Below are 24,873 nucleotides of genomic sequence, written 5' to 3'. Positions count from 1 at the left end.
TGCGCGGAGACCTGGGCACCCCCTTCAGATGTCGACGAGCAGTGAGCGCGAGCATATGCAGACAGATTCGGTGCACGATGCGGTGTCCGCAGGGGCGCCTGTCGAGGCCGCGCGGGACGCGTCCGACTGGGAGCCGGGGGCCGAGCCGACCGAGGCCCGATTCGTCGGTGTGCCGAGAGTGGACACCGAATCCGATCCGCTCGACGACGCAGGACCCTATGTCGTCGTATCGGTGGATCAACGCGGCGCCGATATCGACACCTTCGATGCCCGGGGCGTCGCGACGAGTTCGATTACGGTCGAGTCCGGAACTGCGCCACGACACCGCGCAGGGGAGAAGACCGTCGTCGAGATCGTCGCCGAAATGTACGACACCGAGACGGTCGAGCAAATTTTTGTGGTGGGCATACTCCCCGTGCGTCCACAGCTCGTGCAGAGCTTGCCCGCGCGAATGCTGAACGACGTCATCGAGCTCGAAATCGGTTCGAGGGCAGACGGTTCCGACTCCGATCTCATCCGCTCGGCCGTGCAGGAAGTGCGCGAACGAGCGGCCTTACTTGCGCGTGAGCAGTGAGCGAAGGAAGAACATGAGGTTCGCAGGCCGCTCGGCCAGGCGGCGCATGAAGTAGCCGTACCACTGATTGCCGTAGGGAACGTAGACCCGAAGGTTCTTCCCTTCGGCTGCCAGGCGAAGTTGTTCGGCCTCGCGGATTCCGAACAGCATCTGGTATTCGTAGTCGACTTCTGTCCGACCGGAAGATTCGGCACATCGTGCTGCAGCGTGGATCATCTCGGGGTCGTGGGACGCAACCATCGGGTAGCCGTCGCCATCCATGAGGATTCGGAGACACCGCACATACGAGTCGGCGACGTCACCAGGGCTTCCGTAGGCGACCGCAAGTGGTTCGTTGTATGCGCCCTTGCACAAGCGAATCCGAGAGTGGGGGCCGGAGAACTCGCGGCAGTCGTCCGCGGTGCGCATGAGATAGGCCTGCAGCACGGTGCCGACGTCGGAAAACTCCTGCCGTAATTCCCTTACGACGGACAACCTCGCATCCGTAGTCGTGTGGTCCTCCGCATCCACTGTCACCCACATACCTGCCCGGGCGGCGGCGGAACAGATGGTGCGTGCGCCGTCGAGTGCGAGCGAACGAGCGATGCCCTGCCCGAGCGCCGATAATTTCACCGACACCTCGAGGGCGTCGTGTTGTTCGGTTCGCAAGGCCGAACAAGACTGCAGCAAAGAAAGATACGCATCGACCGTGGCCTTCGCCGTCGCTACGTCGGTGGTGTCCTCCCCGAGGTAGTCGACACTGACCTTCCGGCCGGAAGCCAACAACGAACGCACTGCCGCCATCGCGTCGGACTCCGATTCCCCTGCTACGAAACGGTCCACCAACGTTCTGGTGAGTGGAAATCGGCTCACCATCGCCTCGAGTCTCGCGGATCGTGCCGCGGCCAGAAGCGCAGGTCGGAGCGGATTGGCAACCACCGCACTCACGTCGAACCCTTGCCCGCCTGGTGGGGGTAGTGGTGATCGGTAGGCGGAACGAATGTCTCCTTGACCGTGCGCGCGGAGGCCCACCGCAGCAGGTTTTGCGCAGACCCGGCCTTGTCGTTCGTCCCGGACGCTCGCGCTCCGCCGAACGGTTGCTGACCCACGACGGCGCCGGACGGCTTGTCGTTCACATAGAAATTGCCTGCTGCGAATCTCAATGCCGAGTGCGCCTGCTCGATGGCCGTCCGATCTTTCGCAACGACTGCTCCGGTGAGTGCGTACTTCGATCCGCAGTCGATTTTGCTCAGGATGTCCTGGTAGGAATTCCGCGCAGAATCCTCGTACACGTGCACCGTCAGGATCGGACCGAAGTACTCGGTGGCGAATGCTTCGTCCGTCGGGTCGTCACCGAGAAGAACTGTGGGAGAGACGAAGTAACCTTCGGAGTCGTCACACGTTCCACCTGTCGCGATGGTGAGGCCCGGCGTGGACCTGGCGCGATCGAGCGCGGCGGCATTGCGGTCGAAGGCCCGCTGGTCGATGACTGCGCCACCGAAATTGGACAGGTCGCTCACATCGCCGAATTTCAATTGCGACACCTGTTCGACGAACGGATCTCCCATCCGGTTCCAGAGGGACCTCGGTACGAAAGCCCGTGATGCGGCGGAGCACTTTTGTCCCTGGTAGTCGAACGCTCCCCGGATCAGCGCAGTGGTGAGGACGTCAGGATCGGCCGAACTGTGTGCGAGAACGAAGTCCTTGCCCCCCGTTTCGCCGACCAGCCTCGGATAGGAGTTGTACCGGGCGATGTTGTTTCCCACCTCACGCCAGAGGTGCTGAAACGTCGCCGTCGAACCGGTGAAGTGGATCCCTGCCAGCCGTGGGTCGCTCAATGCGTGCTCGGATACGAGTGGACCGTCCCCGAGCACCAGGTTGATCACTCCGGGTGGAAGTCCCGCCGCTTCGAGCAGTTGCAGAGTCAGATATGCGGCGACGGACTGAGTCGGCGACGGCTTCCACAGCACGGTGTTGCCCATCAGCGCGGGCGCCGTGGGCAGATTACCGGCGATCGCCGTGAAGTTGAACGGAGTGATGGCGTAGACGAACCCTTCGAGCGGGCGATAGTCCACCCGATTCCATACTCCTGGGGAACTCACCGGCTGGTCTGCCAGAATGTGCCGCGCGAAAGAGACGTTGAATCTCCAGAAGTCGACCAGCTCGCACGGCGCGTCGATCTCGGCCTGGTAGACGGACTTCGACTGGCCCAACATCGTTGCCGCCGCCACTGTTTCACGCCAGGGTCCGGCAAGAAGGTCCGCGGCCCGCAGGAACACCGCGGCCCGATCGTCGAACGAGCGATCACGCCATGCCGGTGCGGCCGTGATGGCTGCGTCGATTGCGTCGCGGACGTCCTGGTGTGTGGCGCTGGTGAAGATGCCGATGACGGACGAGTGCCGGTGGGGTTGCACGACGTGCTGTCCGGGTCCGGTACCGGAGCGATGTACGCCTCCGATGACCTGGTGAAGGTGGGATGGATTCGAGGAAAGGTCGTCCAATCGAGCGCGCAGGCGAGCACGTTCAGGGCTGCCGGGAGCATAGGTATTGACCGGTTCGTTGATCGGAACGGGTACCGAAGTGACGGCGTCCATGAAGACTCCTCCTGACCGCACTCGCTGAACTATTCGGGCTACGTGGGACCAATCCAAGCCTGTGAACAGCCGTTTGTATTCAGCTGATCGAACGAGAAGTGTGTGCTCTACTTGTCCAGATGGACGAAGATTCCAGAGTCGAGCTGGCGACACTGCTCGACGCCTTACCCGGTGCGTTCGTCGAACTCGTCGTGAGCCCGGCCGGGGGACACACCGACATCCGCTCGGTAGCGTTGCTCGACGGCAGCGACCTGTCCGACAACGCGGTCGCCGACCTGGCCCTGGTGGTCGGTGCCTCCGAATCCGGACTTCTGGCATGGTTCGACGATCTGGAGTTGGCGCGGCCGCACACGCGGCCACGGGCAGTGATGGCCAAGGGCGTCGGCGATTCGGTGCCGATCCAACACGCGGCGCGGCAGTGCGGGATCGCGCTGATCGCCGTCCACCCGCAGACGAACTGGGAACGGTTGCTGTCGATCGTTCGTGGAGTGCTCGATCATTCGCTTCGGCGCCTCGACACCGATGATGTCGACGAAGGACGTTTCGGTGCCGACACCGACCTTTACGGTCTCGCGCGCACTGTCGCATCCCTGACCAAGGGAATGGTGAGTATCGAGGACGAGCGATCGCACGTGCTGGCGTACTCGGCGTCGGAGAGCGCGGCCGACGAACTCCGAACACTGTCCATTCTCGGTCGCGAAGGCCCGGCCGACTACCTGCGCACCCTCACCGACTGGGGCGTATTCGAACGCATCAGAACCAGCGACGACGTTCTCGAAGTGCCCGCCGCCCCCGACCTCGGCATTCGGCGTCGACTCGTCGTGGGGATCAGATCGATTCCCGACGCGTCCGGCACCATCGCCAACCTGGGCTCGATCTGGATTCAAGAAGGCAATCGACCCATATCCGAGGACGCGGATGGCGTCCTGACCGGTGCCGCTGCCGTCGCGGCGCGGTTGATCACACGCATTCTGGATGCGCCGAGCAACGAGGCCGTGCAGATTCAGCGATTGCTCGGCGCGCGAGGGGGAGGCGTCGACATCCCGTCGCTTGCTGCGGCACTGTCGATTCCGACGTCGGGGCCGGCCGCGACGATCGGATTCGCCGCGGTCGACAGCCGCCCGATCGGCGAGGTTGCGCCCGCGGTTCGGTTGCATGCCAGTGCCTTTCATCGCCTCTCCTTGGCGACGAAAATCGGTGACCGTATCTACGTACTGTTCCCGGCGATCACCTCGGTGAAGGCCGTGGAATCCTGGACGCGGGAAGTGATCGTTCGGATCGAAGAGCGGACCGGCGTCGCGCTGCGTGCGGCACTGACCGTTCCCGTCGCGTCACTCACCGACGTCCCGGCAGCTCGATTCGAAGTCGATCGAGTGCTCGACCGCACCATGGGTGAGCATCGGGTCACCTCGCTCGCCGAGTCACGTACGTCCGTTCTGCTGGGCGAAATCGTAGAACTCGTCTCCCATCACCCGCAGTTGCTCGACCCGCGAATGGAGACGCTCAGGAGTTACGACGCGAGGCACTCCTCGGCGATGGTGTCGAGTCTGGCCGTCTATCTTTCGCGCTTCGGCGAGATTCGTAGTGCTGCAGCGGAACTGGGTGTGCACCCGAATACGCTGAGGTACCGGATAGCTCGCGTCGAGCAGATTCTCGGAGCCGACCTTTCCGATCCTGACGAGCGGGTGCTGATGGAGATTCAGCTCCGACTTCTGCCGCGGCACGATTGATCAGGTGATGCCGGTCGTGAGCAGCGCGGCCAGTTCGGCGTAGGCCTGCGAGTCTTCGAGCCCGGTGCGCTCGGCCACCTCGCGGCTCTGGATTCGAGCCATCGTCGTCGCAGCCACATCGGCAACGAAAACGGCATGGACTCCGCGGACGTCCCCGGCCGAAGTGCCTTCGTCGATCAGTTGCTGCACGCGTGCAGCGGCAATAGCGGTGTTCTGCTCGTAGACCTCGCGGGCAGGGGGGAACGCTGCGAGATCGTCCATGAACTGCGCCGACGCGGGTTGCAGTGCAATGCCGACCGCCGACAGGTACTCGGTCAGTCGCGCGCCGGTCCCCTCGACGGTAGCGATGGATGCCTCGACTCGGTCGGTCGCGCCACGGAAGAAATGAACGGTCGCGGTCCGCACGAGCTCATCCTTGCTCCCCGCCAATGTGTACAGCGTCGATTTGCTGCATCGCAGACGGGCCGCGATGTCCTCGAGCGTCAGGTGCGCGAATCCTTCGTCGAGGAACAACGCGACCAGTTGGTCGAAGAGCTGGGCGCGTCGGATAGTCGCGTGAGCTGCGGTCATACCGCGAAAGAGTACTGCACTCGACGCCACAGTACTGTGTGCAGTACTGTGAACGTGATTCCAGTACTGTCCGTGGTTTCGTGAGGAGTGCCCAGTGCCCGTCGATCGCCTGCTGCCCACCGAGGAAGCCAAAGATCTCATCCAGCTCACCCGTGACGTCGCGGACAAAGTGCTCGACCCGATCGTCGACGCACACGAAAAAGCCGAGACGTACCCGGACGGCGTGTTCGCTCAGCTCGGCGAGGCAGGGTTGCTCAGTCTGCCGTTTCCCGAGGAATGGGGCGGCGGAGCGCAGCCGTACGAGGTCTACCTGCAGGTCCTCGAAGAGTTGGCGTCCCGATGGGCCGCGGTCGCGGTAGCCGTCAGCGTGCACAGCCTCGCCTGCTCGCCGTTACTGGCATTCGGAACCGAGGAGCAGAAGCAACGCTGGTTGCCGGAGATGCTCGGTGGCTCGCAGATCGGTGCCTACTCCCTGTCCGAGCCGCAGGCCGGATCCGACGCCGCCGCCCTGACCTGCAAGGCAGTGCCATCCGGTGACGGATACTCTGTCACGGGAGCGAAAGCGTGGATCACCCACGGCGGCATCGCCGACTTCTACAACCTCTTCGCACGCACCGGTGAGGGGTCGAAGGGTATCTCCTGCTTCCTGGTGCCCAAGAACCTCGACGGGCTCACGTTCGGCAAACCCGAGGAGAAGATGGGACTGCACTCGGTACCGACGACCTCGGCTCATTACGACGGCGCCTACCTTCCAACCGAACGACGTATCGGTACCGAGGGGCAGGGCCTGCAGATCGCTTTCAGTGCACTCGATTCCGGGCGTCTCGGTATTGCCGCGGTCGCCGTCGGAATCGCCCAAGCGGCCCTCGACGACGCGGTGGCCTACGCGAACGAACGTACGACGTTCGGCAAGAAGATCGTCGACCATCAGGGGCTTGGATTCCTGCTGGCCGACATGGCAGCCGCCGTCGATTCTGCCCGCGCTATGTATATCGACGCCGCCCGACGCCGCGACAGCGGGCTCGACTATTCGCGAAGCGCATCCGTCGCCAAGCTCATCGCCACCGATGCCGCGATGAAGGTGACCACCGACGCCGTCCAGGTGTTCGGTGGATACGGATATACCCGCGACTTCCGGGTCGAGCGGTACATGCGGGATGCAAAGATCACGCAGATATTCGAGGGCACCAACCAGATTCAGCGTCTCGTGATCGCGCGGGGACTGCGGTCGGTGGGTTAATCTTCGGTGATGGCTGACATCCAGGTCGACACCCCCGCAGGCCCGATTGCCGCTGTACTGGAAATGCCCGCTGGGGAAGGGCCGTGGCCGGGTGTCGTGATCGTGCACGACGCATTCGGCCTGAACTCGGATACCGTAGCCATCGCGCGCCGGTTCGCCGATCAGGGCTACCTGGCGCTGGCGCCCGACTTGTACAGCCGAGGCGGAATGCGCAAGTGTGTTGTCGGTGTCTTCCGAGCGCTTCTCGGGCAGAGCGGCGTCGCCGTGGACGATCTGCTGGGGGCTCGGGAGTATCTGTTCGCGCGTGAGGACGCGACCGACAGCGTCGGGATAGTCGGGTTCTGTATGGGCGGCGGATTCGCGCTGCTGTTGTCGCCGAGAGGGTTCGGGGCGAGCGCGCCGTTCTACGGAGTCTCGCCGAAGGATATGGAGGAGGCGCTCGACGGCGCATGCCCGATCGTCGCCTCGTACGGAAAGAACGATCCGAGTTTGATCGGTGCGGGTAGGAAACTCGAAAAAGTACTGTCCGACAAAGGAATTCCACACGACGTCAAGACGTACCCGGGCGCCGGTCACAGTTTCGCGAACGCACTCCCCGGCAACAAGACGGCTGCGGTTCTCCGGCGTATCAGCGGCCTCGGATTCAAAGAGGAGCAGGCCGAAGACGCCTTTGCTCGGGTGTTCGACTTCTTCGGTCGGCACCTTCACTGAAGCTCGGACACGGGCTGCTTCCCTTTGAGCCAGCGGTTGGGGAGCCGTCCGACCAGTTCGCCCAGCGGATTTACGGCAGCAGAGAGTATCTCGACCGAATCCTGCAGGATGTCGACACTGACACCCATACGTTCGAGGTTCGGGGCAAGCGAAGACAACGTTTCGGACAGGCTGACGAGCTGATCGAGGGGACCGCCCTTGGCGGTCAGTCGTTCGATGGCGCCGCCCTCGGAGAGTAGTTGTTCGAGCAGGCCGCCTTCCTCGAGTGCCCGTTCGATGATTCCGCCCTCCCTCGTCAGCAATTCGAGGGGACCATCGGTCGCGGTGAGCCGCTCGAGCGGACCTTCGACGGCGGTGATCCGATCGAGAAGCCCGCCCTCGGCAAGCAGCCGTTCGAGAGGGCCGTCCTCGGCGAGCAACCTGTCGAGTGGCCCGCCCGTGGCCGTCACCCGATCGACCGGGCCGCCGTCGGCCAGCAGCCTTTCCAGCGTGCCTTCCTCCGCGGTCAACCGATCGACTACGCCACCGGGTGCGAGGAGCCGGTCCAGTGGCCCACCTTCGCGGAGGGCGTTACCGAAGGCACGGTCGTCCGAAGTCAGCTGGCCGAGTTGTGTGAGCAACTGCATGGTGCCGCCGCGAGGATTGGCTACCGCCGCGAGGCTCATCGGGTTGACGGCGCCAGATTCCAGGACGAATCGCGTGGTGGAGAGGACCGTGCTGGTCACTTGCAGCGCAGTTTCCGTCATCGCGATCCCGGCACGCGCAGGGAATGTGATCGCCGACACCCAGTTCATGGTTTTACTGTAACCGCTGGAGACATCATGGAAGGACCTTCAAGCCGACCACGCAGCCGACGATGCCCATCAACAGCGCAACCTTGATCCACGACGCGGCCTCGTCGCCGGTGATCATCGCGTAGGTGACGGTGAGTGCCGCGCCGATCGCGACCCAGACCGCGTAGGCGGTGCCGGTCGGTAACGTGCGCATCGCGAGTGCGAGACCGCCCATGCTGATCACGAGAGCGACGGCGAACACGATCGTCGGACCAAGTTTGGAGAATCCGTCGGACTTGCCGAGGGCCGTTGCCCAGACCGCTTCGAAGGCGCCGGAGACGACCAAAATCAACCAAGCCACGCGTACAACACTCCCTTGCACCGTCTTGTCGCAGGCCGGGTACGGTGCGCTCGTCCGCTAGTCATGAAGAGACCGGTACGACGGTACCGCAACGTACAGGTTCACAGGAACATCACAGCGAGCGCCCAGTAAGTGCGCAGGCGTCCGGTTCATGATGGTGGTGTGAGCCATCCACCGCGAGCGCGCGTACTGGTTGTCGACGACGAACCGACGATTCGGGAACTGCTGTCGGTCAGTCTCCGATTCCAGGGCTTCGACGTCCAGACTGCCGCTTCGGGTCCGGAAGGCCTGGACAAGGCGAGAACATTTCGCCCCGAAGCGGTGATCCTCGACGTCATGATGCCAGGAATGGACGGCTTCGGGCTCCTTCGCCGACTACGAGCAGACGGCGTCGACGCGCCAGCGCTGTTTCTCACAGCCCGGGATTCCGTCGAGGACAAGGTGACTGGACTGACGCTCGGTGCCGACGACTACGTCACCAAGCCGTTCAGCCTCGAAGAGGTCGTTGCTCGCCTACGCGTCATACTTCGGCGGTCGGGTAAAACAGAAGAGGCAGAACCGTCGCGAATCTCTTTCGCGGACATCGAACTCGACGACGACACGCACGAAGTGTGGAAGGCCGGCGAACCGGTTTCGCTCTCACCCACCGAGTTCACACTCCTGCGTTACTTCATGATCAATGCGGGCACGGTGCTCAGTAAGCCGCGGATCCTCGATCACGTGTGGCACTACGACTTCGGCGGCGAGGTCGGGGTCGTCGAATCGTACGTGTCCTACTTGCGCCGCAAAGTCGACACCGGGGACAAGCCTCTCATCCACACCCTGCGGGGCGTCGGCTACGTCATGCGGAAGCCGCGGTGAGACTTCGCAGCATTCCACTGCGATTCACCCTGGTGGCGGCGTTGCTGCTACTCGTCGCCGCCGGCCTTCTGGCGTCAGGAATCGCCGTGACGTCGACTCTCCAGACTTCGCTGGTCCGACGTGTCGATCAATCTCTCGTCGAGGCGTCCCGTACCTGGGCCGAACCGCGGGGTCTCGACGGCCCGCCGTCGTCGTCGTCGTCGTCGAAAGGTCGACCGCCGAGCGACTTCTACGTCGATGTGACCGACCCTGCGGGGCAGTCGCGATTCGTGCTGACGCCGGATGCTGACATCGGTGTTCCCGACACCGACGGTGTCCCGATCGGAACCACGGTTACCGTGCGATCGAAAGGCGGCGGCACCGAATGGCGTGTGCTGACGATCAGCAACCAGAACGGTTCGACTGTGGTCGCGCAGCCGCTCATCGCGGTCGAAACGACCGTCGACAGATTGATCGTGCTCCAAACGATGATCGGCGCAGTCGTTCTCGCAGTGCTTGCCGTCGTCGCATACTTCGTCGTTCGCGGCAGTCTGCGCCCGCTCGTCGAGGTCGAGGAGACTGCCGCCGCGATTGCCGCCGGAGACCTGCACCAGCGTGTCCCCGAACGCAGTGAGCGCACCGAGATCGGCAAACTGTCGGCGGCGCTGAACGGAATGCTGACACAAATCCAGCGTGCCTTCGCAGCCAGTGCGGCATCGGAGGAGGCAGCACGCGCGTCGGAGGACAAGATGCGACGCTTCGTCGCCGACGCGAGCCATGAGTTGCGAACGCCGTTGACGACGATCAGAGGATTCGCCGAGCTCTACCGCCAAGGCGCGATGAGCGATATCACGCTGCTGATGAAACGGATCGAAGGTGAAGCGGCCAGGATGGGCCTGCTCGTCGAGGATCTGCTGATGTTGGCGCGGTTGGATGCTCAACGGCCCCTCGAGATGAACAACGTCGATCTGCTGTCCTTGGCGACAGACGCAGTCCTCGATGCCAAAGCAGTATCTCCCGAACGCGCAATTTCCCTGAAAATGCTTCCTGGGCCTGGTATTCCAGAGGTCAATGGAGACGATGCACGGTTGCGTCAAGTACTGGGAAACCTGATGGGCAACGCAATCCGGCACACCCCCGCGGAAGCCGAGATCACGGTCTGCGTCGGAACCACCGACACGACAACGCTACTGGAAGTACGCGACACCGGCCCCGGGCTGTCGGCAGAAGAATCCATACACGTCTTCGAGCGGTTCTATCGCGCCGACTCTTCACGCACACGCGAAAGCGGTGGCAGCGGACTCGGGCTGTCGATCGTTGCCGCACTGGTCAGCGCACACGGCGGGACCGTGACCGTAGACAGCACACCGGGACAGGGCGCGAGCTTCCGCGTCGAACTACCACGTATCGACGGGTAGGGCCGCGCTAGTTCTTCTTTCCCCGGCACAGCAGCACGACCAGTGCGCCGACTACCGATACTGCGGAGGTGAACAGGACTGCGGAGTTCCAACCTTCGACGAGCGCGGCAGGAGAACTCGTTCCTCGCGGCACCGCCAACACCGCAACCACGGTCACACCTACCGCAGATCCGACATAGCGGGCGGTGTTGTTCGCGCCGCTGCCCATCCCCGCACGTCCGGCCGGGACGCTCGCGACGGCTTCGCGCCCTAGTGCTGCGTTCAGAACTCCGCTCGCGATACCTGCGAACAGCAGGCCCGGGAGGAGTCGAGGCCAGGTCGAGTCCACCGACAGGCCGAGCATTGCGAGCTGCCCGATCGCAACCCCGATCAGACCTGCTGCCAGTTGCACACTGCCGGTGACGCGGGCTGGAATACGTCGCGCGAGAAGGGCTGTCACGACGGAAGTAGCGGACCAGGCGAAGAGCAACAGCGCCGCGCCCAAAGCATCGATGTTGTAGGCGTTACCGAGAAATCCGGACATGAACGACATCAGCGCGATGATCCCCGCACCAGTGACGACTGCCGCGACCGTAGCTGCGACGAACGCGGGTTGGGTGAACAGTTTCAGATCGAGCATTGCTGCGCGACTTCGGTATTCGACGACGACGAAAACGATCAGTAGCACCGCCGATACCGCGAAGAGAATCAACGGGAGTGGCCGCACCCACCCTTGGCGCCCTTCGACGAGGGCAGCGAGAAGAGCGCTCAACCCGAACGCCAGTAGGAGCGCGCCGGCGGGATCGAGTCCACGAGGAGTATCGGACGTCGACTCCCGCACGAATCGATGCGCGGCGACGGCGAGCAGTGCGCCGGCGACCGCTACCAGCCAATACGCGTCACGCCAGGTTGCCAGCCGATCGAGCGTCGCGACCAGGAGAGGGCCGAGGGCGATGCCTGCGCCGAGGCTGGCGCCCCACACGCCACTGGCATGCGCACGGCGTGGGCCTGCCGGGTGAGTATGCGCAATGATTCCGAGGCTCGACGCGATCACGGCGGCGCCGCCCAGTCCTTGCAGCACGCGCGCAAGAACGAAGATCACGGTATTCGGCGACACAGCGCAGACCACCGAGGCGACCGCCAGCACGAGCACGCCGAAAACGAACGTGCGACGCCTCCCGAAGTCGTCGGCCAGCGTTCCGGTGGTGAGCAGTGCCGCACTGAGCCCGATGCTCATGGAACTGAGAATCCACGTCTTACCGGCAGCGTCACTGCCGAGGGTGGCGGCGGTGGAGTTGATCGTCGCCAGCGGTGACGTGAACGCGACGAGAGTGAGCAGGGTGCCGAGGGCAGCGATCGTGAGGGACCGTCGCTGGTCGACGGCAGAGTCGATGATGGTCATCCGCGTGGGGACCGAGCGAAATCAGGTAGGGACGTTGGCGCCGTGGCCGGCCTCGCGGAGCGCGGCACGCAGCTTCTCTGCGGCCTCGTCCTGCGACTGCGGTGACGGGTTCGGGTCTGCGCCGGAGATGTCGAAGTTACCCATGTCGTAGGCCGGGAACACGTGCAGGTGAAGGTGCGGAACCTCGAGCCCGGCAATCAACAGCCCTGCCCTCGGTGCGTCGAACGCCGACCGCACTGCTGTGCCGATCACCTGCGCGACCGCCGTGATCTTGGCGAAGGTGGCGCCGTCGACGTCCTGCCACTGATCGATTTCTTCGCGAGGAACGACGAGCGTGTGACCTGGAGTAACCGGGGCGATAGTCAAAAATGCCACAACGTCCTCGTCCTGCCACACGAATCGTCCCGGAATCTCACCGCTGATTATCTTGCTGAAAACCGATGCCATAGCTGCAAGGATAGGCGGATCACAGCTGATTGCCAGCTCGGTGGCAGGGACGTCGCAGGTCGAGGCCCGAACCTGTTGTCATGACAGCGAACTCACTACTTCGAGCCGGACGGAACGAAGACAACCGCCGAGAGTCGGATTCGACAGCCACCGCCACCCTCGAGGTGGTCATTCCCGCGTACAACGAGGAAAACGATCTCGAGCAGTGCGTCCGGCGGCTACACGAGCACCTCGATGCGAACATTCCCTTTCGCGCCCAGATCACGATCGCCGACAACGCGAGCACGGACGGGACCCTCGCCGTCGCACATCGTCTCGCCGGTGACATCGATGGAGTCCGCGTCCATCACCTGAACGACCGAGGGCGAGGGCGTGCACTGAAGGCAGTGTGGTCCGCGTCCGAAGCCGACGTTGTGGCCTACATGGACGTCGACCTCTCCACCGATCTCAATGCGTTGATGCCGCTCATCGCATCGCTCGTGTCCGGACACTCCGACCTCGCGATCGGATCACGACTCAACCGATCCTCGCGGGTGGTGCGTGGCGCGAAACGCGAAATGATCTCACGCAGTTACAACCTGATTCTGCGTACCTCGCTGCGCGCACGCTTCTCGGATGCACAGTGCGGATTCAAAGCCATCCGGACGGACGTCGCCCAGGAGCTACTGCCGCTGGTTCAGGACACCGGTTGGTTTTTCGACACCGAACTGCTCGTCCTCGCCGAGAGAGTCGGACTCCGTATCCATGAAGTTCCGGTGGACTGGGTCGACGACCCCGACAGCAGCGTCGACATCGTCGATACTGCGATCAAGGACCTGCAGGGGTGCTGGCGGATCGGGAGAGCTCTCGCTTGCGGCGCCCTGCCGATCGCCGAGCTGCGCACGAGCCTCGGGCGGGAGCCTTTGGTGCCAGGTGTGCCGCACGGCATGGTCGGACAGCTGGTTCGGTTCGCCATCATCGGGGTGTCGAGCACTGCAGCGTACGCATTGCTGTACTTGATCCTGCATCCGCTGATCGGAGCGCAGGCCGCCAACTTCTTCGGCCTACTGATCACTGCAGTGTTCAACACCGCAGCAAATCGAGCCTTCACGTTCGGAATTCGGGGCTCGAAGAGCGCAGGCAAGCATCAGATTCAGGGATTGATCGTCTTCGCCTTCGCGCTGCTCATGACCAGTGGTGCACTGGCGATACTGCACGCGTGGGTGCCAGGAGCATCCAGGCACCTCGAACTTGCCGTTCTCGTGGTGGCGAATCTCGTCGCAACGGTATGTCGATTCGTCGCCCTCCGTTGGGTTTTCCGTACCGCCGAAGAAGCCGCACAGTGAGGGCATCGGGTCGCCGTTGGGAGTGGATCGGTCTCGGCGCGCTCCTCCTCGGCACGGCCGTCGCCTACATCTGGGGCCTCGGTGCGTCCGGCTGGGCCAATTCCTTCTACTCCGCTGCAATACAGGCAGGGTCGGTGTCGTGGAAGGCGTTCTTCTTCGGCTCCTCCGACGCGGCCAACTCGATCACCGTGGACAAACCACCGATGTCACTATGGCTGATGGCGCTGTCGGTTCGAATATTCGGACTGAACTCGTGGGCGATGCTGATCCCGCAGGCGTTGCTCGGCGTCGGTGCCGTGGCGTTGCTGTGGGCGACCGTTCGAAGGCAATTCGGAGCTGCAGCAGGGCTTCTTGCCGGTCTGACACTGGCGGTCACCCCTGTTGCGGCCCTGATGTTCCGCTTCAACAACCCCGACGCGTTGCTCGTACTTCTGATGATCGCTGCAGTCTGGGCGGCGATGCGTGCCGTCGAGGGCGGCCGCACTCGGTGGCTCGTGCTCACCGGCGTATTCGTCGGCTTCGGATTCTTGACCAAGCAGTTGCAAGTGATGCTCGTGATCCCGCCGATTGCGCTGGTCTACCTGTTCGCAGGCCCACCGAAGCTGGGTAAGCGGCTCCTGCAGTTGTTTGCTGCGCTCGGTGCCGCGATCGTATCCGCCGGCTGGTGGCTGCTGATCGTCGAGCTGTGGCCCGCGTCGTCGAGGCCGTGGATCGGTGGCTCGCAGAACAATTCGATCCTCGAACTCACCTTCGGATACAACGGACTCGGACGCCTGAGTGGCAACGAGACCGGCAGTGTCACTCCGGGTGGCGCACACGCAGGTGACGGGACCGGTGGAGCAGGCCGCAGCATGTGGGGTGAAACCGGAATCACCCGCATGTTCGACCCCTCCCAAGGAGGTCAGATCGCGTGGCTGATTCCGTCCGCGCTACTCCTTGTCGTACTGGGAATCGTGCTGCGCGGCAAAGTTGGTCGAGAAGATCCGCAACGTGCAGCACTGGCGGTATGGGGACTGTGGCTGCTGGTTACCGGGTTGACGTTCAGCTTCATGGCAGGCATCTTCCATTCGTATTACACAGTTGCACTTGCCCCTGCGATCGCCGCCTCGATCGGCGCAGGCAGTGTGCTCGCCTGGCGCAGTCGCGAACGATACTGGGTCCGGATCGGAATGGCGGTGGCCACCCTCGTCGCGGTAGCGACGGCATGGATTCTGTTGGGCCGCAGCGCAGAATTCCAGCCGTGGCTTCGTTGGACGATCCTCGGCTTCGGCATCCTGGGCGCAGTGCTCGTACTGATTCCGGCCATGACACGTGGAAAGCTGGCGGCCGCATCGATTCTCGCCATGATGTTCGCAGGACTGGCAGGTCCTACTGCGTACACCGTCGATACGCTCGCAACCCCGCACACCGGTTCCATCGTCACCGCCGGACCCGATGTCGGCGGGATGGGAGGTTTCGGCGGAGGTATGCGCGGTGACCGCGGCACGCGTGATGGCGGTGGCCCTGGTCGAGCGCCGGGTGCGGCGGGAGTTCCCGGCGGCGTCACGGACGAACGCGGCACGACGGATGGACGTGGCGGCGGCACCGGCGATGGCGCAGGAGGATTGCTTCAGGGCAGCACCCCGACCGAGGCCATCATCTCGCTGCTCGACACCGACGCTCAGTCGTACACCTGGGTCGCGGCAGCAGTCGGCTCCAACACTGCCTCCGGCTACCAACTGGCCACCGAGGATCCGGTCATGCCGATCGGTGGATTCAACGGCAGCGATCCGTCGCCGACACTCGCTGAATTCCAGCGGTACGTTGCCGACGGCGAAATCCACTACTTCATCGCAGGTGGCGGGATGGGCGGAAACAAGACCGGAACTTCGTCCGAGATAGCGGAATGGGTGGCGGCCAACTACACCGCGACCACGGTGGACAGCGTGACGTTGTACGACCTGAATAGCTGAGTTTTCGCTCGGAGCGGGTCGAGCCGATACTCTTGTCCACTGTGCGCGTACTCGTCATAGGTTCCGGTGCTCGTGAGCACGCCCTCCTACTTGCTCTGAGCAAGGACCCCAAGGTCAGCAAGCTGCTGGTCGCTCCAGGTAATGCAGGAACGGCTAAGCTCGCCGAGCAACACCCCGTCGATGTCGCCTCGGGTGCGGCGGTCACCGAACTGGCTCGCAAGGTCGAAGCGGACCTGGTCGTCATCGGGCCGGAAGTTCCGCTCGTACTCGGCGTCGCCGACGCATTGCGCGAGGCCGGGATCGCCACCTTCGGACCGTCTGCAGAAGCTGCTCGTATCGAAGGCTCGAAGGCGTTCGCCAAAGACGTCATGGCTGCGGCCGGCGTCCGAACCGCGCACAGTGAGATCGTCGATTCACCCGCGAAGCTCGATGCGGCACTCGACCGATTCGGACCCAACTGGGTCGTCAAGGACGACGGACTCGCGGCAGGCAAGGGCGTCGTGGTCACCACCGATCGGCTCGTCGCCCGCGATCACGCCGCCGAACTCCTCGAAACCGGACATCCGGTGTTGCTCGAGTCCTTCCTCGACGGACCCGAGGTGTCACTGTTCTGCCTCGTCGACGGCGAGACGGTAGTGCCCCTGTTGCCGGCGCAAGACCACAAGCGTGTCGGCGACGGCGACACCGGACCGAACACCGGCGGAATGGGGGCGTACACCCCGCTTCCGTGGCTTCCGCAGGCCGTCGTGGACCAGATCGTCAGCGAGGTCGTCGAGCCCGTCGCCGCCGAGATGGTCAAGCGTGGCTGCCCGTTCTCCGGCCTGCTGTACGCGGGCCTCGCGATCGGCGTCGACGGCCCCGCAGTGGTCGAGTTCAACTGTCGCTTCGGCGATCCCGAGACCCAGGCAGTTCTCGAGTTGCTCGATTCTCCTCTCGGTGAGGCGTTGAACGCGACAGCTACCGGGACGCTGGTTTCGTTGGCACCTTTGCAATGGAAGGACGGCGCTGCGGTAACCGTGGTCCTGGCGGCGGAGAACTACCCCGGCCGTCCGCGCACCGGAGATGCGATCACCGGAGCCGAGGGCGAGGGCGTTTTCCACGCAGGTACGGCCTCGCGCGAGGGCAAGGTCGTCTCCGCAGGTGGCCGGGTACTCAGCGTCGTGGGTTCCGGTGCGGATCTCGCCGCTGCCCGAGCTGATGCGTACTCGAAGATCGAGTCGATCCGGTTGCCGGGTAGCCACTTTCGCACCGATATCGGCCTCGCAGCCCTCGAGGGCCGAATCTCTTTGTGAGCCCCGTGAATTTTGCTCCACTATTGCGCGAAACTTCCCGAATCCCGTAAATTTCGCGCAATAGTGGAGCTCTATGCACCTCTGCTCTTTCTACGGCGCCGCACCACCGCGGCTATCTGATCGGCAACTCGGTCCAGATCGCGGTTCACCGTGGCTGCCGAGAATCTGAGCACCAACCAGTCGTCCAGCACCATCGTGTTCTGACGCACGCGGTCGTTGTCGAATGTGCGCGGATCTATGTGGAACTGGCGCCCGTCGATTTCCACGATCACCCGCGCCAGCCGACAGGCCAAGTCGACGATGTAGCGGCCGAGCGCCGTGTTGATCTCCATCCGAATACCTCGGGCCAACACAGCCCGCGCCACCAGGCGCTCTGGCTCCGACCAGGTTCCCGGACAACATTTCTCGAGCTGCCGACGAACCTCTCGCATGCCCGCCATTCCCTTGGCGGACTCACAGTGATCGACGACATCTCTCCACGACACCCGTGAGGAGATGCACCGGTCGAAGAACTGTTCCAAAGGTAGACCCTGCATCGCGGCGGCCACATCGACGAAGCACTGCACCGCCGATACGACCCGGAATCCTCGGTGCTCTTCGGGCGACACCGAGCGGCGGTGTACTTTCAGCCAACCCTGCCCCGTGGTCCGCGAGTTCCTGGGCAGGGTCACATGAACGACGGTGGGCTCGGTGTCGAGTAGATCCCACAACCACGCGGCGCTGAGGTGGCTCAACACTGCATCTTCGCGCCACAGCCTCGCCGCCACACATAATTCGTAGTACGAAGGTTCCGGGTCCGAATAGACACCCGGCAGCAACCGGATCAGGCTGCCGCTGCGCATCCGTCGGGTGATACCGGATCGACCGATACCTGATTCTTCGAGCTGCATGCGTGTGTACACCCCCATGCCAAAGAACGGTGCACTGTTTCAGACACTGTCGGGGGTTCGAAACGAGATCTGTGGATAAGTGCCGTGCCTGTGGATAGGGCTAGATCGTAAACGGTTCGATGAGCGCCGAACGCAGGTCTTCCGGGGTCACCGAAGCCAGCGCATCGAGATATGCGACGGCGAAAGTTCCTGGGCCGCTTGATTTTGCGGCTGCACGTTCCGATGCGACCGCCACGTGTGCGTGTGCCGACGTGATGCCGATCAGCGGTGTCGGTGACACGCTGAGGTACGCGGCCACGAGCGCCGCGAGCGAACATCCAGTAGCGGTGACCTTGGTCAGAAGTGGGCTACCTCCACCGACTTTCACGCCCACGGGCCCGGCTTCGCTTCGTCCGACGATGTAGTCGACCGGACCGGACGCCGACACCACCTGCGCGAACTCGAGCAGTGCCACTGCTGCTGGAACCGCGGCCTGGGAATCGGAAGCACTGTCGACTCCGCGCGCGAAGTTGCCGAGCCCCGCGAGCGCGATGATCTCCGAGGCGTTCCCGCGAATTGCCGTGGGTTCGAGCGTCAAGAGCCCGGCGGCGAGTTCGGTTCGCCACGGTAGTCCGCCGACGCCCACCGGATCCAGAACCCACGGCGTGCCTGCCGCACGAGCAGCCTCCGCTGCCAGCGTGAAGGCGGCAGCGGTTCCATCGTCGGGGGTGCCCAGGTTGACGAGAACTCCGGAAGCGATCGAGGCGAATCCGGCGGCCTCGTGGACATTGTCGATGTGCGCGTTGCTGGCCCCGGCGGCGAGCAGAACATTGGTGACGAAGTTGGCGGACACCACGTTGGTCAGTGATTGCACCAGCGGAGTCGACGAGCGGAGTGCATCGAGGGCATTCGCTACGTCGGTCACGGTAGGGCAGGTCGTCGATTCCGGCATTCGTACAGTCTTTCACTGGGTGTTTTTCACTGCGGGCTAGCCTCGAGGTGTGCGCACAGAGTCGAACAGATCCAAGATCGAGCCGTTCCACGTGATGGACGTATTCAAAGCCGCCGCCCTACGAGCGCGCACGCACGGCGACGTACTTTCCCTGGCCGCCGGACAACCGTCGACGTCGGCGCCTGCTCCGGTACTTCGGGCGGCACGGGAGGCCCTCGACGCGCATGTACTGGGGTACACCGAGACACTCGGCATCCTGCCGCTCCGCGAAGCAATCGCCCGGCATCACGCGCACGAGGCAGGCATCGCGGTCCATGCCGACGAGGTCGTGGTCACGACCGGCTCTTCGGGGGCATTCACGCTGCTGTTTCTGGCGGCCTTCGACGTCGGCGACACCGTGGTCATGGCTCGGCCCGGGTACCCGGCCTACCGAAATACTCTCGCTGCGCTCGGATGTCGCGTCGTGGAATTGGACTGCGGGATCGAGTCCAGATTTCAGCCGACGGTCGCCATGCTCGACGCTCTGCCGGAACCGCCCAAAGGGTTGATCATCGCCAGTCCCGCCAACCCGACGGGCACCATCATCGACGCCGACGAACTCGCCGCGATCGCACGCTGGTGTGAGCAGCACGGAACGTTGCTGATCTCCGACGAGATCTATCACGGCATCTCCTACGGTGATGCTCGAACGTCGAGCGCGTGGGAGACGTCGAAGGAATCGGTAGTGATCGGTTCGGTGTCCAAATACTTCTCGATGACGGGCTGGCGGCTCGGCTGGATGCTACTGCCGCGGACCCTGCACCGGGCGGTGGAGCGACTGGCATCGAACATGACCGTCTGCCCGCCCGCGATCTCACAGGTAGCGGCCATTGCCGCGTTCACCGAGGAGTCACGCACCGAACTCGACGCTCACGTGCACCGCTACGCCGTCAACCGCAGGATCCTGCTCGACGGTTTGGCTGCCGGCGGGATCACCGATCTCGCCCCTGCGGACGGGGCGTTCTACGCGTACGCCGACATCGAGCACCTGACCCAGGACTCACGGGCATGGTGCGAGAACGTGCTCGCGACGACGGGTGTGGCACTTGCCCCCGGCGTCGACTTCGATACCGAGGCAGGACACCACACCGTTCGATTCTCGTTCGCAGGTACGACCGAGCACGTGCAGGAGGCATTGGTGCGCCTGGCACCGGTCCTACGCGCGCAGGGTCGATAGACGTGAGAGGGCGTCGCGAATATCGGCCTCGGACACGTCGCGATGCGTCACGAATCGGACTTTGCCCGCAACAGTGACGGCGCCGATGCCCTTCTCGGCAAGCTCGGAGACGGTTCCGACGGGGTCGGCCGACGTCGCGAGCACGATGTTCGTATCCGGTTCCATCACATCCCAGCCCCGCTCGCGTAGCCCCTCGGCCAGCAGTCGAGCGTTGTCGTGGTCGGCGGCAAGCGAGGCGAGGTTGTCCAGCGCCACCAGCCCCGCCGCTGCAAGTATTCCGCCTTGACGAACGCCGCCGCCGAGCATCTTGCGGACGCGTCGAGCCTCGGTGATGCGGGCCGAATCGGATACGAGCATCGACCCGACAGGCGCGCCGAGGCCCTTACTGAGGCATACCTGGACAGAATCGGCGCCGACGGTCAGTTCGCGTGGCTGCACACCCTGCGCGACGGCCGCATTCCACACACGCGCCCCGTCGAGGTGCACGAGCAGGCCCGCGTTGCGAGCTGCGGCCAGCAGCGCGTTCCATTCCTCGGGTCCGAACACTGCACCGCCGGCAAAGTTATGCGAGTTCTCCAGGCACAACAGCGTGGTGTTCAGAGTGAAGTACGGTCCAGGTCCGCCTGCCGACGCCGTCACGGTCGCAGGCGTAGGACGACCGGGCCCGCCATCGTGTGGCAGCGCCGACGGCATTCCCTGCGCCAACCACGCTGCCGTCCCCAACTCGGACCCGAGAACATGAGAATGCTCCGGCGCCAGAAACGCATCACCACGTCGCAAGTGCAGCATCAGCGCGATGATGTTGCCCATCGAACCGCTCGGGACCCACAGTGCAGCCTCGTATCCGAGCATCGACGCGACGCGTTCTTCCAGTCGCGCCATCGTCGGGTCGTGGTCGAGGACATCGTCACCGACCTCGGCGTCGGCCATCGCAGCCCGCATGGCTGCATCCGGGCGAGTCACCGTATCGGAGCGGAGGTCGATAGTTCTGTGTTGCATGAAGTTCACGATTCCACACGATCGAATGGCCCGTTTGCCCCAGCGGAGAAGGGTGGGCCTGGCACGATGGCTTTCAAATGCCAGAAGCACCTGCAGGGCCAACAATCAAGGTGTCGGGCGCAACCCCGAAAGGGGAGCGTCGACGACACGCATTGGCTTCTGCCGCCGCCGAGCTCCTGGTCGAGGGCGGATTCGACGCAGTTCGCCACCGCTCGGTCGCAACCCGCGCCGATCTTCCGCTCGCATCGACGACGTACTACTTCCACTCGCTCGCCGACCTCATCGCGTGCGCGGTGGAAATACTGGGCAACCGCGAACTCGAAGTCATGAGGGGACGGATCGACGAACTCGGAAATCTCGATCAAGACGTCGAGTCGACAGTCGAACTGATCGTGGACCTGCTCATCGGTCCGGAAGACGACTCGATCGAAGGACGCGAACGGCTCATCGCCCGCTACGAACGATTCATCGCCTCGGCGCGACATCCCGAACTGCGGGAAGTGCAGCTGCGGCTACGCGCACAGACCGACGACCTGCTCACCGACGTCCTGCGACGCTCAGGACGCACCGTAGACGAACTGCAACTACGACGGCTCGTGGCCGTCGTCGACGGCGTCGTAGTCGGTGCTCTCGGCGAGGTCGACCCGGAACCCCGAACGATGGCACGGAGCATGTTGCTCAGAGTCATCGACGTCGTGGCCCCTGCACAATGAACACACCGTCTCTTCTGGTCGTTCCGCAGGCTCCACTCCTGCACCACCTGGTCGTTCCGCAGGCTCCACTCCTGCACCACCTGGTCGTTCCGCAGGCTCCACTCCTGCACCACCTGGTCGTTCCGCAGGCTCCACTCCTGCACCACCTGGTCGTTCCGCAGGCTCCACTCCTGCACCACCTGGTCGTTCCGCAGGCTCCACTCCTGCACCACCTGGTCGTTCCGCAGGCTCCACTCCTGCGTAAACTTGCCTCTCGTGACTATCCCGAATGTCCTGGCCACCCGTTATGCGAGCAAAGAACTGGTGAACCTGTGGTCTCCGGAGCACAAGATCGTCCTCGAGCGCCAGCTGTGGTTGGCCGTTCTCAAAGCGCAGGCCACCCTCGGTATCGATGTGCCCACAGCTGCGATCAACGACTACGAGAACGTGATCGGCACCGTCGACCTCGCGTCGATCGCGGCGCGTGAGCGTGTCACCCGCCACGACGTCAAGGCCCGTATCGAAGAGTTCAACGCACTCGCGGGCCACGAGCACATCCACAAGGGCTTGACTTCCCGTGACCTGACCGAGAACGTCGAGCAGTTGCAGATTCTTCGCTCGATGGAACATGTCCACAGTCACGGCGTGGCCGTAGCTGCGCGGCTCGCCGAACGCGCCGCGGAATACTCCTCCCTCGTGATGACGGGGCGCAGTCACAACGTCGCCGCACAGGCTACGACCCTCGGTAAGCGCTTCGCGTCGGCGGCGGACGAACTGTTGATCGGCCTCGCGCGAATGCAGGAGCTGATCGCTCGATACCCCCTTCGCGGGATCAAGGGCCCGATGGGTACCTCGCAGGACATGCTCGACCTGTTCGGGGGAGACGCCTCGAAGTTGACCGCTCTCGAGCGAATCGTCGCCGACCACCTCGGGTTCCGGCACGTGCTCACCAGCGTCGGTCAGGTCTACCCTCGCTCGCTCGACCACGACGTCGTGTCCGCGCTCGTTCAGATCGGGGCCGCACCTTCCTCGTTTGCGCATACGGTTCGGCTGATGGCAGGCCACGAGCTGGTGACCGAGGGCTTCCAGCCCGGTCAGGTCGGATCTTCGGCGATGCCCCACAAGATGAACACGCGTTCGTGTGAGCGAGTCAACGGTCTGCAGGTGGTGTTGCGCGGTTACGGATCGATGGCAGCCGAACTCGCAGGCGCTCAGTGGAACGAGGGCGACGTCTTCTGCTCGGTCGTCCGCCGCGTCGCGCTACCGGATGCGTTCTTCGCGATCGACGGCATGATCGAGACCTTCTTGACGGTGCTCGACGAGTTCGGTGCGTACCCGGCCGTCATCGCCAAGGAACTCACGCGCTACCTCCCGTTCCTCGCGACGACGAAGGTGCTCATGGCTTCCGTTCGTGCCGGGGTCGGTCGTGAGACGGCACATGAGGCCATCAAGGAACACGCTGTTGCCGTCGCACTCGCGATGCGGGAGCAGGGGCAGGATCCGGATCTGCTGGATCGCCTCGCCGCCGACGACCGCATCCCGCTCGATCGTGCTGCACTCGACGCCGCACTTGCCGACAAGTCGGCGTTCATCGGCTCGGCGGAATCGCAGGTCGCGGCCGTCGTCTCGGACGTCGAGACGCTGATCGCGCAGTTCCCGGAAGCTGCGAAGTACTCTCCGTCACCGATTCTCTAGTAGCTCCGGCAGATCGGCCACCGAACCGATGATGTGATTCGGCTGCATGCCGAATTCGTTCTTGGCTCGGCGGTCGAGGGTGTCCTGGCAGAACTTTCCGGTGCGGACCAGGACACCGGTCATGCCGACCACCTGGGCTGCGAGTACGTCGTTGTCGATGTCGTCACCGACCATGACGACGTCGACCGGGTCGACGCCCATTCTTTCTGCAGCGGTCTGAAAGCCAAGTGGCGCAGGCTTTCCGATGGCCTGTGCACTGTGGCCGGATGCCTTTTCCATGCCGGCGAGATACATTCCGGTGTCGATGCGGAGTCCGGATCCGGTGGTCCACATGAGACTTCGGTGCATTGCGACGACGGGGATGCCGCGGCACAGCCAGTCGTAGACCCGGCTCAGGCGCTCATGGGTGAACTCGGGACCGGCTCCGCCGACGACGACGACGTCGGGAACGAGTGTCGACGACTCGTCGACGAACTCGATTCCAGGCATGTCGCCCGAGATGTCGCCGCTGTTGACGATCACGACGGAAGCGCCCGGGTAGGTTTCGCGCAGGTGGTCGGCGGTGAGGCTAGCGGCCGTGACGATGTCGTCCGCATGGACCGGCAGGCCGACTCCCGCCAACGACTCCGCGATCTGTGCGCGAGTTTTCGAGGTGGTGTTCGTCAGGAAGGCGCGGGCGATGTCCTTGCGGTCGAGATAGTCGAGGGTCTCGTGGGCACCCGGGATCGGCTTCCACGAGGTGACGAGTACCCCGTCGATGTCGAACAGAACGCCGCCCAGGATACTCATGGTCAGACTTTAGTCGCAGCACCGTTCTGGTGCAGTTCTAGACTGTCTCTTTGTGAACCCCTATACGATCTTTGCCGAAATCATTGCAGGGAACGCGGAATCGTCTCGCGTCTACGAGGACGACGTGGTCATCGCGTTCATGGACATCCGGCCGGTCACGCGTGGGCACGTTCTGGTGGTCCCGAAGAAGCAGGCTCGCTCGTTGGCGGAGTTGGAGCCGGACACCGGCGGTCATCTGTTCGTCGTCGGGCAGAAGATCGCGGCGGCGCTACGGGCGAGCGACCCCCGGTGCGCGGGGGTGAACCTGTTCCTTGCGGATGGGGAAATCGCCGGCCAGGAAATCTTCCATGTCCATCTTCATGTCATTCCGCGTACCTCGGGTGACGGATTCGGTCTTCGTGCCCGACCGACTTCCCCCGAACGCGCCGAGCTCGACACCCAGGCTGCACATATCGCGAACGCTTTGGGGTAACT

The 24,873-nt window shown here is 63.8% G+C and carries 24 protein-coding genes and 1 riboswitch; of the genes, 13 read left to right on the top strand and 11 right to left on the bottom strand.

What is annotated here, in order from left to right; all coding sequences use genetic code 11:
• The first annotated feature begins 28 nt into the window (after positions 1–28).
• The gene (locus E5720_RS06575) at positions 29–574 is read left to right on the top strand and encodes a hypothetical protein (RefSeq protein WP_136169981.1); all 546 of its coding nucleotides are present in this window, start codon (positions 29–31) and stop codon (positions 572–574) included.
• Here E5720_RS06575 and E5720_RS06570 read toward each other — a convergent pair.
• Positions 554–1,501 (bottom strand): proline dehydrogenase family protein, encoded by a 948-nt coding sequence (locus E5720_RS06570; protein ID WP_136169980.1) that lies wholly within the window; start codon positions 1,499–1,501, stop codon positions 554–556. The genes E5720_RS06575 and E5720_RS06570 overlap by 21 nt on opposite strands.
• On the bottom strand, positions 1,498–3,147 hold the full coding sequence (gene pruA / locus E5720_RS06565) for an L-glutamate gamma-semialdehyde dehydrogenase (protein ID WP_136169979.1): 1,650 nt from the start codon (positions 3,145–3,147) through the stop codon (positions 1,498–1,500). The genes E5720_RS06570 and pruA overlap by 4 nt, the downstream gene beginning before the upstream one ends.
• Before the next feature lie 119 nt (positions 3,148–3,266).
• On the opposite strand from pruA, the gene E5720_RS06560 reads away from it, so the two are divergent.
• A complete protein-coding gene (locus E5720_RS06560) occupies positions 3,267–4,877 on the top strand; it encodes a PucR family transcriptional regulator (RefSeq protein ID WP_136169978.1) in 1,611 nt (536 codons plus the stop codon).
• On the opposite strand, the gene E5720_RS06555 is transcribed toward E5720_RS06560, so the two are convergent.
• Complete coding sequence (locus E5720_RS06555) at positions 4,878–5,447, bottom strand: TetR/AcrR family transcriptional regulator (RefSeq protein ID WP_136169977.1); 570 nt, start codon at positions 5,445–5,447, stop codon at positions 4,878–4,880.
• A gap of 94 nt (positions 5,448–5,541) precedes the next feature.
• Here E5720_RS06555 and E5720_RS06550 point away from each other — a divergent pair, with 94 nt between their 5' ends.
• Both E5720_RS06550 and E5720_RS06545 read left to right on the top strand, forming a co-directional pair.
• The gene (locus tag E5720_RS06550) at positions 5,542–6,687 is read left to right on the top strand and encodes an acyl-CoA dehydrogenase family protein (RefSeq protein ID WP_136169976.1); all 1,146 of its coding nucleotides are present in this window, start codon (positions 5,542–5,544) and stop codon (positions 6,685–6,687) included.
• A 9-nt stretch (positions 6,688–6,696) separates the two neighbouring features.
• A complete protein-coding gene (locus E5720_RS06545) occupies positions 6,697–7,398 on the top strand; it encodes a dienelactone hydrolase family protein (RefSeq protein ID WP_136169975.1) in 702 nt (233 codons plus the stop codon).
• Here the strand turns inward: E5720_RS06545 and E5720_RS06540 are convergent.
• Together E5720_RS06540 and E5720_RS06535 are read right to left on the bottom strand one after the other, a co-directional pair.
• Positions 7,392–8,192 carry an ABC transporter gene (locus E5720_RS06540; protein WP_136169974.1) on the bottom strand — a complete coding sequence of 267 codons (801 nt, stop codon included), beginning with the start codon at positions 8,190–8,192 and terminating at the stop codon, positions 7,392–7,394. The genes E5720_RS06545 and E5720_RS06540 overlap by 7 nt on opposite strands.
• Before the next feature lie 25 nt (positions 8,193–8,217).
• The gene (locus E5720_RS06535) at positions 8,218–8,532 is read right to left on the bottom strand and encodes a multidrug efflux SMR transporter (RefSeq protein WP_136169973.1); all 315 of its coding nucleotides are present in this window, start codon (positions 8,530–8,532) and stop codon (positions 8,218–8,220) included.
• Between the two features lie 14 nt (positions 8,533–8,546).
• A riboswitch (guanidine-III (ykkC-III) riboswitch) is annotated at positions 8,547–8,611 on the bottom strand.
• An 83-nt stretch (positions 8,612–8,694) separates the two neighbouring features.
• On the opposite strand from E5720_RS06535, the gene E5720_RS06530 reads away from it, so the two are divergent.
• Positions 8,695–9,393, top strand: coding sequence for a response regulator transcription factor (locus E5720_RS06530; RefSeq protein ID WP_136169972.1), 699 nt, complete (start codon positions 8,695–8,697; stop codon positions 9,391–9,393).
• A gap of 11 nt (positions 9,394–9,404) precedes the next feature.
• The gene (locus tag E5720_RS06525) at positions 9,405–10,790 is read left to right on the top strand and encodes a HAMP domain-containing sensor histidine kinase (RefSeq protein ID WP_136172487.1); all 1,386 of its coding nucleotides are present in this window, start codon (positions 9,405–9,407) and stop codon (positions 10,788–10,790) included.
• Positions 10,791–10,797: 7 nt separating this feature from the next.
• Here the strand turns inward: E5720_RS06525 and E5720_RS06520 are convergent, their stop codons facing one another.
• Positions 10,798–12,171: an MFS transporter gene (locus tag E5720_RS06520; protein WP_136169971.1), complete on the bottom strand. Its 1,374-nt coding sequence runs from the start codon at positions 12,169–12,171 to the stop codon at positions 10,798–10,800.
• 21 nt (positions 12,172–12,192) lie between these two features.
• A complete protein-coding gene (locus tag E5720_RS06515) occupies positions 12,193–12,618 on the bottom strand; it encodes an HIT family protein (protein ID WP_088945295.1) in 426 nt (141 codons plus the stop codon).
• A gap of 80 nt (positions 12,619–12,698) precedes the next feature.
• Here E5720_RS06515 and E5720_RS06510 point away from each other — a divergent pair, with 80 nt between their 5' ends.
• Genes E5720_RS06510 through purD form a run of 3 tightly spaced genes read left to right on the top strand, consistent with a single transcriptional unit; the run spans position 12,699 to position 17,187 of the window.
• Positions 12,699–13,943, top strand: a complete 1,245-nt coding sequence (locus tag E5720_RS06510; protein WP_136169970.1) for a bifunctional glycosyltransferase family 2/GtrA family protein — start codon at positions 12,699–12,701, stop codon at positions 13,941–13,943.
• On the top strand, positions 13,940–15,895 hold the full coding sequence (locus tag E5720_RS06505) for a glycosyltransferase family 39 protein (RefSeq protein WP_247596189.1): 1,956 nt from the start codon (positions 13,940–13,942) through the stop codon (positions 15,893–15,895). The genes E5720_RS06510 and E5720_RS06505 overlap by 4 nt, the downstream gene beginning before the upstream one ends.
• A gap of 41 nt (positions 15,896–15,936) precedes the next feature.
• A complete protein-coding gene (gene purD / locus E5720_RS06500) occupies positions 15,937–17,187 on the top strand; it encodes a phosphoribosylamine--glycine ligase (RefSeq protein ID WP_136169968.1) in 1,251 nt (416 codons plus the stop codon).
• 71 nt (positions 17,188–17,258) lie between these two features.
• Here the strand turns inward: purD and E5720_RS06495 are convergent, their stop codons facing one another.
• Both E5720_RS06495 and thiM read right to left on the bottom strand, forming a co-directional pair.
• Positions 17,259–18,095 (bottom strand): DUF559 domain-containing protein, encoded by an 837-nt coding sequence (locus E5720_RS06495; RefSeq protein ID WP_136169967.1) that lies wholly within the window; start codon positions 18,093–18,095, stop codon positions 17,259–17,261.
• Positions 18,096–18,177: 82 nt separating this feature from the next.
• Positions 18,178–19,008, bottom strand: a complete 831-nt coding sequence (gene thiM / locus E5720_RS06490; RefSeq protein ID WP_136169966.1) for a hydroxyethylthiazole kinase — start codon at positions 19,006–19,008, stop codon at positions 18,178–18,180.
• 94 nt (positions 19,009–19,102) lie between these two features.
• Here thiM and E5720_RS06485 point away from each other — a divergent pair, with 94 nt between their 5' ends.
• Positions 19,103–20,224, top strand: coding sequence for a pyridoxal phosphate-dependent aminotransferase (locus E5720_RS06485; protein WP_210730027.1), 1,122 nt, complete (start codon positions 19,103–19,105; stop codon positions 20,222–20,224).
• On the opposite strand, the gene E5720_RS06480 is transcribed toward E5720_RS06485, so the two are convergent.
• A complete protein-coding gene (locus E5720_RS06480; RefSeq protein WP_136169964.1) occupies positions 20,204–21,223 on the bottom strand; it encodes a GntG family PLP-dependent aldolase in 1,020 nt (339 codons plus the stop codon). The genes E5720_RS06485 and E5720_RS06480 overlap by 21 nt on opposite strands.
• A gap of 77 nt (positions 21,224–21,300) precedes the next feature.
• Between E5720_RS06480 and E5720_RS06475 the strand changes: the two genes are divergently transcribed.
• Positions 21,301–21,936, top strand: a complete 636-nt coding sequence (locus E5720_RS06475) for a TetR family transcriptional regulator (protein WP_136169963.1) — start codon at positions 21,301–21,303, stop codon at positions 21,934–21,936.
• Positions 21,937–22,182: 246 nt separating this feature from the next.
• The gene (purB, locus tag E5720_RS06465; protein WP_136169962.1) at positions 22,183–23,610 is read left to right on the top strand and encodes an adenylosuccinate lyase; all 1,428 of its coding nucleotides are present in this window, start codon (positions 22,183–22,185) and stop codon (positions 23,608–23,610) included.
• On the opposite strand, the gene E5720_RS06460 is transcribed toward purB, so the two are convergent.
• Positions 23,596–24,399 carry an HAD-IIA family hydrolase gene (locus E5720_RS06460; protein WP_136169961.1) on the bottom strand — a complete coding sequence of 268 codons (804 nt, stop codon included), beginning with the start codon at positions 24,397–24,399 and terminating at the stop codon, positions 23,596–23,598. The two genes, purB and E5720_RS06460, sit on opposite strands and share 15 nt — an antisense overlap.
• 52 nt (positions 24,400–24,451) lie before the next feature.
• Between E5720_RS06460 and E5720_RS06455 the strand changes: the two genes are divergently transcribed.
• Positions 24,452–24,871, top strand: coding sequence for an HIT domain-containing protein (locus E5720_RS06455; RefSeq protein ID WP_084347045.1), 420 nt, complete (start codon positions 24,452–24,454; stop codon positions 24,869–24,871).
• Positions 24,872–24,873 lie beyond the last annotated feature (2 nt).

The organism is Rhodococcus sp. PAMC28707 (assembly GCF_004795915.1).
In the GTDB taxonomy this organism is placed as follows: Bacteria; Actinomycetota; Actinomycetes; order Mycobacteriales; family Mycobacteriaceae; genus Rhodococcoides.
Note: the sequence above shows the minus strand (reverse complement) of the source record. Positions and strands in the feature narration are given on the sequence as shown.

Bases quoted from the DNA above. Each gene is read 5' to 3' on its own strand.
- E5720_RS06575 (WP_136169981.1), top strand. From the start codon at position 29: ATGTCGACGAGCAGTGAGCGCGAGCATATGCAGACAGATTCGGTGCAC.
- pruA (WP_136169979.1), bottom strand. From the start codon at position 3,147: ATGGACGCCGTCACTTCGGTACCCGTTCCGATCAACGAACCGGTCAAT.
- E5720_RS06560 (WP_136169978.1), top strand. From the start codon at position 3,267: ATGGACGAAGATTCCAGAGTCGAGCTGGCGACACTGCTCGACGCCTTA.
- E5720_RS06555 (WP_136169977.1), bottom strand. From the start codon at position 5,447: ATGACCGCAGCTCACGCGACTATCCGACGCGCCCAGCTCTTCGACCAA.
- E5720_RS06545 (WP_136169975.1), top strand. From the start codon at position 6,697: ATGGCTGACATCCAGGTCGACACCCCCGCAGGCCCGATTGCCGCTGTA.
- E5720_RS06540 (WP_136169974.1), bottom strand. From the start codon at position 8,192: ATGAACTGGGTGTCGGCGATCACATTCCCTGCGCGTGCCGGGATCGCG.
- E5720_RS06520 (WP_136169971.1), bottom strand. From the start codon at position 12,171: ATGACCATCATCGACTCTGCCGTCGACCAGCGACGGTCCCTCACGATC.
- E5720_RS06515 (WP_088945295.1), bottom strand. From the start codon at position 12,618: ATGGCATCGGTTTTCAGCAAGATAATCAGCGGTGAGATTCCGGGACGA.
- E5720_RS06510 (WP_136169970.1), top strand. From the start codon at position 12,699: ATGACAGCGAACTCACTACTTCGAGCCGGACGGAACGAAGACAACCGC.
- E5720_RS06495 (WP_136169967.1), bottom strand. From the start codon at position 18,095: ATGGGGGTGTACACACGCATGCAGCTCGAAGAATCAGGTATCGGTCGA.
- thiM (WP_136169966.1), bottom strand. From the start codon at position 19,008: ATGCCGGAATCGACGACCTGCCCTACCGTGACCGACGTAGCGAATGCC.
- E5720_RS06485 (WP_210730027.1), top strand. From the start codon at position 19,103: ATGGACGTATTCAAAGCCGCCGCCCTACGAGCGCGCACGCACGGCGAC.
- E5720_RS06480 (WP_136169964.1), bottom strand. From the start codon at position 21,223: ATGCAACACAGAACTATCGACCTCCGCTCCGATACGGTGACTCGCCCG.
- E5720_RS06475 (WP_136169963.1), top strand. From the start codon at position 21,301: ATGCCAGAAGCACCTGCAGGGCCAACAATCAAGGTGTCGGGCGCAACC.
- E5720_RS06460 (WP_136169961.1), bottom strand. From the start codon at position 24,399: ATGAGTATCCTGGGCGGCGTTCTGTTCGACATCGACGGGGTACTCGTC.